General features: G+C 69.8%; 6 protein-coding genes and 1 pseudogene. 5 read left to right on the top strand and 2 right to left on the bottom strand.

Going from position 1 to position 7,165, the window contains the following annotated elements; translation table 11 throughout:
• A pseudogene (locus tag ACTIFU_RS21375) lies at positions 1-616 on the bottom strand (hypothetical protein); the annotation flags it as partial.
• 158 nt (positions 617-774) lie between these two features.
• On the opposite strand from ACTIFU_RS21375, the gene ACTIFU_RS21370 reads away from it, so the two are divergent.
• Together ACTIFU_RS21370 and ACTIFU_RS21365 are read left to right on the top strand one after the other, a co-directional pair.
• Positions 775-2,244 (top strand): N-acyl-D-amino-acid deacylase family protein, encoded by a 1,470-nt coding sequence (locus tag ACTIFU_RS21370; RefSeq protein WP_439580347.1) that lies wholly within the window; start codon positions 775-777, stop codon positions 2,242-2,244.
• 7 nt (positions 2,245-2,251) lie between these two features.
• On the top strand, positions 2,252-2,890 hold the full coding sequence (locus tag ACTIFU_RS21365; RefSeq protein ID WP_439580346.1) for a glutathione S-transferase family protein: 639 nt from the start codon (positions 2,252-2,254) through the stop codon (positions 2,888-2,890).
• 13 nt (positions 2,891-2,903) lie between these two features.
• On the opposite strand, the gene ACTIFU_RS21360 is transcribed toward ACTIFU_RS21365, so the two are convergent.
• On the bottom strand, positions 2,904-3,914 hold the full coding sequence (locus ACTIFU_RS21360; RefSeq protein ID WP_439580345.1) for a 2-hydroxyacid dehydrogenase: 1,011 nt from the start codon (positions 3,912-3,914) through the stop codon (positions 2,904-2,906).
• A 102-nt stretch (positions 3,915-4,016) separates the two neighbouring features.
• Between ACTIFU_RS21360 and ACTIFU_RS21355 the strand changes: the two genes are divergently transcribed.
• The 3 genes from ACTIFU_RS21355 (at position 4,017) to ACTIFU_RS21345 (ending at position 7,107) form a co-directional block, all read left to right on the top strand.
• On the top strand, positions 4,017-4,604 hold the full coding sequence (locus ACTIFU_RS21355) for a LysE family translocator (protein WP_439580344.1): 588 nt from the start codon (positions 4,017-4,019) through the stop codon (positions 4,602-4,604).
• 54 nt (positions 4,605-4,658) lie between these two features.
• A complete protein-coding gene (locus ACTIFU_RS21350) occupies positions 4,659-5,828 on the top strand; it encodes an acyl-CoA dehydrogenase family protein (protein ID WP_439580343.1) in 1,170 nt (389 codons plus the stop codon).
• Between the two features lie 157 nt (positions 5,829-5,985).
• Positions 5,986-7,107 carry a CaiB/BaiF CoA transferase family protein gene (locus ACTIFU_RS21345; RefSeq protein ID WP_439580342.1) on the top strand — a complete coding sequence of 374 codons (1,122 nt, stop codon included), beginning with the start codon at positions 5,986-5,988 and terminating at the stop codon, positions 7,105-7,107.
• Positions 7,108-7,165 lie beyond the last annotated feature (58 nt).

The raw sequence follows: 7,165 nt of genomic DNA, 5'->3' as shown, positions 1-7,165 counted from the left end.
CACCGCCACCAGCTTCCTCGGCTTCATCCTGCTCGCCGCAATCAGACACTGGATCAACTTTGTCCACGCGGCCTAGGTTCCTGAAGATCATTCGCTTGACAAAACGGTTCGACGGGCCCTGCGCCATCAGGATCGCGACCAGCTTCTCGGCCGGATCGACCGTGAACGAGGTGCCCCAGGCTCCCGGCCAGATCGCATCACCGGGACTGCCCGGCGCGGTGCCCATGCCGTCGGCGAGGCGGACGCCGAAGCCGAGCCCGAACCCGTAGCCCGGGCCGGTCGTGCCGGCGGTCGATCCGCCCATGCCGAGGATGTGGTTCGACAGGCTGAATCGTACCACAGGCGCGGCGAGATCGCGCCGGCCGTCGAGCTTCATCTGGCCACGCTCTACCAGCATCATCGCCAGTACCGAGGTGATCGGCTTGGTCATCGGGGCCTGCATCACGCCGGTGATCCGGCCGAGGCGCTGGCGCGAGAAACCGTGCGCGATTTCGTCCGCGGCGGCGCAGCCTGCGCCCTGCGCCAGGGCCGGGCGCGGGCCGGCCGTGGAGCCCAAGGCGACGAGCGCCACGGCGCCGCCAGCGAACGCGGCGCCACGCGTCGGTGTGGCTGTCATGGTTTCCTCCTCTCGTCCCGGACGTCGATCACCCGTGCCCCGTAACCTCAGATCGCTCCTGCTCGTCTGGCAGTGGCCTTGATGCCGCCGCCGCCCCTGGTCCGGCGCCGTCCCGCGCGCCATGATCGCGGCCATACGTCGACGAGGTTCCGCCCGCCATGGCCACCGTGTTCCGCTGCGACCTGATCCTCCGCAACGCGCTGATCTTCGATGGCACCGGCGCGCCACGCCGCACCGGCGATGTCGGCGTCACGGGCGATCGCATCATCGCGGTCGGCGATCTCGGCGCGACCTCGGCCGATGTCGAGATCGATGCCGGCGGCCGCGCCATCGCCCCCGGCTTCATCGACGCGCATACCCATGACGACCGCGCCGTGCTGTGCGGGCCGGAGTGCCTGCACTGCAAGCTGAGCCAGGGCGTCACCACCGTGGTTGCCGGCAATTGCGGCGTCTCGCTCGCGCCGCTGACGCGCGGCCGTCGCCCGCCGCCGCCGCTCGACCTGCTCGGCGACGAGTCGTGGTGGCGCTACGACAGCTTCGCCGCCTACGCCGAGGACTTCCACCGTCAGGGCTCGGCCGTGAACGCGATCGCCTTTGTCGGCCACACCACGCTGCGCACGCGCGAGATGGGCGATGCCGAGCTCGGCCGTGCTGCCACCGACGCCGAGGCGGCGCGGATGAAGGACCGGCTGAAGGAGGCGCTGCGCCAGGGTGCCTGGGGCCTCTCGACCGGGCTCTGGTATCCGCCGGCGATCAACGCCACCACCGAGGAGGTGATCGCGGTCGCCGAGGCGCTGACCGAGGCGGGTGGCATGTATGTCACGCACATGCGCGACGAGGCTGACGGCATCCTGGACAGCATCGAGGAGACACTGCGCATCGGCCGGGCGGCGAATGTTCCGGTGGTGATGAGCCACTACAAGTGCACGATGCCGCAGAACTGGGGCCGCTCGGTCGAGACGCTGCGCAAGCTCGACGAGGCGGCCGCGCGCCAGCGCGTCTGGGTGGATGTCTATCCCTATGCCGCCAGCAGCACCGTGCTGTTGCCCGAGCGGCTGCGCGACGAGGTGCGCGTGATCGTCACCTGGTCCGTGCCGCATCCCGAGATGCAGGGCAAGGACCTCGCCGAGGTCGCCGCCGCGTGGGGCTGCACGCGGAAGGAGGCGGCGGAGAGGCTGCTGCCGGCCGGTGCGATCTACCATCAGATGAGCGAAGAGGACGTGCGCCGCATCATCGCCCATCCGCGCGCGATGATCGGCTCCGACGGCCTGCCGCACGACAGTTTCCCGCATCCGCGGCTCTGGGGCACCTTCCCGCGCGTGCTCGGCCATTACGCGCGCGAACTCGGCCTGATCTCGATGGAGGAGGCGGTGCGCAAGATGACCGGCCTCACGGCACAGGTGTTCGGTCTGAAGGACCGCGGCGTCATCCGACCCGGCGCCCATGCCGATCTCGTGCTGTTCGACCCGGCGGTGGTGATCGACGCCGCAGGCTTCGAGGACCCGATGAAACCGAGCCCCGGCATCGAACAGGTCTGGGTGAACGGCGAAACCGTGTATCGTTGGGGCGAGGGTGTCACCGGCGCGCGCCCGGGCGTCCTGCTGAAGAACCCGCGCGCAACGGCGTGAGGCGGCGATGCGGGACGAACTCGTCCTCTACACCAACCCGATGTCGCGCGGGCGGATTGCGCGCTGGATGTTGGAGGAGGTCGGCCGGCCCTACCGTACCGAGATCCTCGACTACGGCACGACCATGAAGGCGTCCGCCTATCTGGGGGTCAACCCCATGGGCAAGGTGCCGACGCTGCGCCATGGCGAGACGGTGGTGACCGAGGTGGCGGCGATCTGCACCTATCTCGCCGACGCCTTCCCCGAGGCCGGGCTCGCACCGGCGGTCGGCAGCGTGCTGCGCGGCCCCTTCTACCGCTGGATGTTTTTCGCCGCCGGTCCGGTCGAGCATGCGGCGACCAACAAGGCGCTCGGCTTCATCGTGCCCGATGAGCGCCGTGGCATCGCCGGCTACGGCAGCTTCGACGATGTCGTCACCGTGCTCGACGGTCTGGTGTTGCAGCACGACTACGTGCTCGGCGCCACGTTCAGCGCGGTTGACGTCTATCTGGGCTCGCAGATCGGCTGGGGCATGCGGTTCGGTACCTTCCCCCGGCTCGCCTCGTTCGAGCGGTACTGGGAGCGCATCAGCACGCGGCCGGCCGCCGTGCGCGCGCGCGAGATCGACGACGCGCTGGTGGCGGAGCGCGAGGCCGCGAAGGGGTAGCGGCCGGTTCGCCCTATCCCCGCGTGCCCGCGGCCGTGACGGCGTTCGCGAGCGCCTCGCCGCGCGCGAAGGCGGTGACGTTGGCGAGCGTCGTGTCGGCGATGTTCTCCAGCGCCTCGCGCGTGAAGAACGCCTGGTGGCCGGTCACCAGCACGTTCGGGAACATCATCAGCCGCTGCAGCGTGTCGTCCTGGATGATCTCGTTCGAGAGGTCCTCGAAGAACAGATCCGCCTCCTGCTCGTAGACGTCGATCGCGAGTCCGCCGAGCTGGCCCGACTTCAGCGCCTCGATCGCGGCCTCGGCATCCAGGATCGCGCCGCGCGAGGTGTTCACCACCATCGCGCCGCGTTTCATCCGCGCGAACCCGGCCGCGTCGAGAAGGTGGTGCGTCTCGGGCGTCAGCGGGCAGTGCAGCGTGACGATGTCGCTGGCCGCGATCACCGCGTGCGGTTCGCCGTAGCGCACCCCGAGTGCCGTCAGGTCGTCGTCGGGAAACGGATCGGCGGCGAGCACGCGGCAGCCGAAGCCGGCGTGCAGGATGCGCGCGACGATCGCGCCGATCTTGCCCGTGCCGACCACGCCGACCGTCTTGCCGTGCAGGTCGAAGCCCAGCAGCCCGTCGAGCGCGAAGTTGTTGTCGCGCGTCCGCTGATAGGCGCGGTGGAGGTTGCGCACCAGCGACAGCATCAGCCCGACCGTGAACTCGGCGACCGCGTGCGGCGAGTAGGCCGGCACGCGTGCGACCGCCATGCCGTGACGTTCGGCAGCGGCGAGATCGACATTGTTGAAGCCGGCGCAGCGCAGCGCGATCAGCCGCGTCCCGCCCTGCGCCAGCCGTTCGATCACGGTGGCGTCTGCCTCGTCATTGACGAACAGGCAGACGGCGGGAAAGCCATCCGCGAGCGAGGCCGTCTGCGCCGACAATCGCGGCTCGAAATAGGTGATTTCGTGCCCATGTCGCGAATTGCGTTCCTCGAAGCTGCGGCGGTCGTAGGGCTTGGTGCTGAACATCGCGACGCGCATTTGGATCTCCGGTCGTTCATGCAGACGCCGCAACCCTCGCATGCTGCCCCGAGGCCTGCGCAACCGCTGACAAGGTCAGCGCCCCTGTCCCATCATCGCTCCATGGAGACGTTGCCGGCCCTGCTGGCCTTCGCCTTTGCCACTTCGGTGACGCCGGGGCCGAACGTCATCATGGTCGCGGCCTCGGCCGCGAACCACGGGGTCCGCGCCACCGTGCCGCACATGGCCGGCATCACGATCGGCTTCCCGGTGATGATCGTGCTGGTCGGGCTCGGCCTCGCCGGCCCCTTCGCGGCCAGCCCCGAGCTGCACGCGGTGTTGAAGTGGATCGGCGCGGCCTGGATCCTCTGGCTCGCCTGGAAAATCGCGCGTGCCGGCGCGCCGGGCGAAGGGGCTGCCAAGCCGCCGCTCGGCTTCCTCGGCGCCGCGGCGTTCCAGTGGGTGAACCCCAAGGCCTGGCTGCTGGCGCTCGCCGCGATCCCGGCCTTCACCCGGCCGGGCGGCGATATCCTGCTGGAGACGCTCGTCATCGCCGGCGTCTTCCTTGCTGTCTCGCCGCCCTCGGTCGGGTTCTGGGCGGTGGTCGGCGCCGGGACGGGCAGGATCCTGCGCTCGCCCGCGCGGCTGCGCGCGTTCAACGTCACCATGGCGGTGCTGCTGGTGCTCTCGATCGTCCCGGCGCTGGTCTGACGGCGCCTTGCCCGCCCCTGCCCGCGCGGCTATCAGCCGGGGCGGAGGTGACGCATGGACCAGACGCTCGCCCGACATGACGCCTGGGCCGATCTGCGCGGCGAGGTCGCCAAGCTCTGCGCGCAATTCCCGGGCGAGTACTGGCGCACGCTCGACGCCGAACGCGGCTACCCGACCGAGTTCGTCCGCGCGCTGACCGAAGCCGGCTACCTCGCCGCGCTGATCCCCGAGGAGTTCGGCGGCGCCGGCCTGCCGCTCTCAGCCGCGGCTGCCATCCTGGAGACAATCCAGGAACAGGGCGGCAACGGTGCCGCCTGCCATGCGCAGATGTACATCATGGGCACGGTGCTGCGGCATGGCTCGACCGAGCAGAAGAGCCGCTACCTGCCGAAGATCGCCTCGGGTGAACTCAGGCTTCAGGCGTTCGGTGTGACCGAGCCGACCAGCGGGACGGACACCACCTCCTTGCGCACCACCGCCAAGCGCGAGGGCGACACCTGGGTCGTGAACGGTCAGAAGGTCTGGACCTCGCGCGCCGAACATTCCGACCTGATGCTGCTGCTCGCGCGCACCACGCCGCGCGACCAGGTGAAGAAGAAGACCGAGGGGCTCTCGACCTTCCTGGTGGACATGAAGGCGGTGCTGGGCAAGGGCCTGACGATCCGCCCAATCCGCACCATGATGAACCACAACTCCTGCGAGGTGTTCTTCGACAATATGGTGATCCCGGCCGACTCGCTGGTGGGCGAGGAGGGCAAGGGATTCCGTTACATCCTCGACGGCATGAACGCCGAACGGCTGCTGATCGCGGCCGAGTGCATCGGCGACGCGAAGTGGTTCATCGCCAAGGCGGGCGCCTATGCCAAGGACCGGCGCGTGTTCGGCCGGCCGATCGGACAGAACCAGGGTGTGCAGTTCCCGATCGCGCGCGCCTATGCGCAGATGCGCGCGGCCGAGCTGATGGTGCGCGAGGGCTGCGAGAAGTTCGAGGCCGGGCTGAACTGCGGCGCCGAGGCGAACATGGCGAAGATGCTGGCGGCCGAGGCGTCTTGGGCCGCGGCCGAGATGTGCGTGCAGACGCATGGCGGGTTCGGCTTCGCCGAGGAGTACGACATCGAGCGCAAGTTCCGCGAGACGCGGCTCTACCAGGTGGCGCCGATCAGCACGAACCTGGTGCTGTCGTACATCGCCGAGCATGTGTTGGGGTTGCCCAGAAGCTACTAACTGAAGGAAAGGAGCCGGGGGGCCGCAAGGCCCCCCGGACCCCCCAGGAGGGGGGGGGGCCCGCCGGGGTGGGGGGCGGGGCCCCCCGGGGTGGGGGGGAGGGGGGCCCACGTGGGGGGGGGGGGGGGGGGCCCGGGGGGGGCCCCCCGGAAAACGAATGAAACCTCTTGAAGGTCTGCTCGTCCTCACCTTGGAACAAGCCGTCGCGGCACCGTTCCTGTCCTGCAAACTCGCCGATGCCGGCGCGCGCGTGATCAAGCTCGAACGCCCCGAAGGCGACTTCGCGCGCGGCTACGACGACTACGCCAAAGGCATGTCGAGCTACTTCGTCTGGCTCAACCGCGGCAAGGAGTCGCTCGTCGCCGACATCAAGAACCCTGGCGATGCGGCGATGCTCCACCGCATCCTCGCCCGCGCCGACGTGTTCATCCAGAACCTCGCCCCCGGCGCCACCGCCCGCGCCGGGCTCGGCTCCACGAGCCTGCGCGAGAAGAACCCGCGCCTGATCACGGTGGACATCTCCGGCTACGGCGAGGAAGGCGAATACGCCGGGATGAAGGCCTATGACCTGCTGGTGCAGGCCGAAAGCGGACTGTGCGCCGTTACCGGCCACCCCGCCGGGCCCGGCCGCGTCGGCGTCTCGGTCTGCGACATCGCCTGCGGCATGGCGGGCTATGCCGGCGTGCTCGAGGCACTGATCCAGCGCGGCATCACCGGCAAAGGTGCAGGGATCGCCGTCTCGCTGTTCGACGGCATGGCCGACTGGATGAACGTGCCGCTGCTCACCTACGAGGGCTCGGGCGCGGCGCCGAAGCGCGTCGGCCTCGCGCACCCTTCGATCTCACCCTATGGCGCCTTCGCGCTGGCCGACGGCTCGCTGGTTCTGATCTCGATCCAGAACGAGCGCGAATGGGCCAATCTCTGCACCCACGTACTCCTGGAGCCCGACCTTCCGAAGCGCCCCGGGTTCGAGACCAACGTCACCCGCGTGCGCAACCGCCCGGAGGTGGACGGCCATATCGCCGCGATTTTCGCCACGCTCTCGCGCGAGGAAGCGCGCCGCCGCCTCGACCGTGGTGCGATCGCCTACGGCTTCGTCAACGAGGTCGCGGATCTCGCCCGGCACCCGGCGCTGCGGCGGATCGAGGTCGAGACGCCGAACGGCCCGGTGCGCTACGCCGCCCCGCCGGTGCACTGGGCCGAAGGCACGCGCTCGCCGGGACGCATCCCGGCGATCGGCGAGCATTCGGCGCGCATCCGGGCCGAGTTCGCGGCCTGAGCGTGTGTCCCGGGGGATGCGCGAAGGGGGCCTTGCGGCCCCCTTCGCCCCTCTGTTG

The organism is Elioraea sp. (genome assembly GCF_051860475.1).
GTDB lineage: Bacteria > Pseudomonadota > Alphaproteobacteria > Acetobacterales > Acetobacteraceae > Elioraea.
The sequence above is the reverse complement of the archived record's forward strand: the minus strand, read 5'-3'. Positions and strand labels throughout refer to the sequence as shown.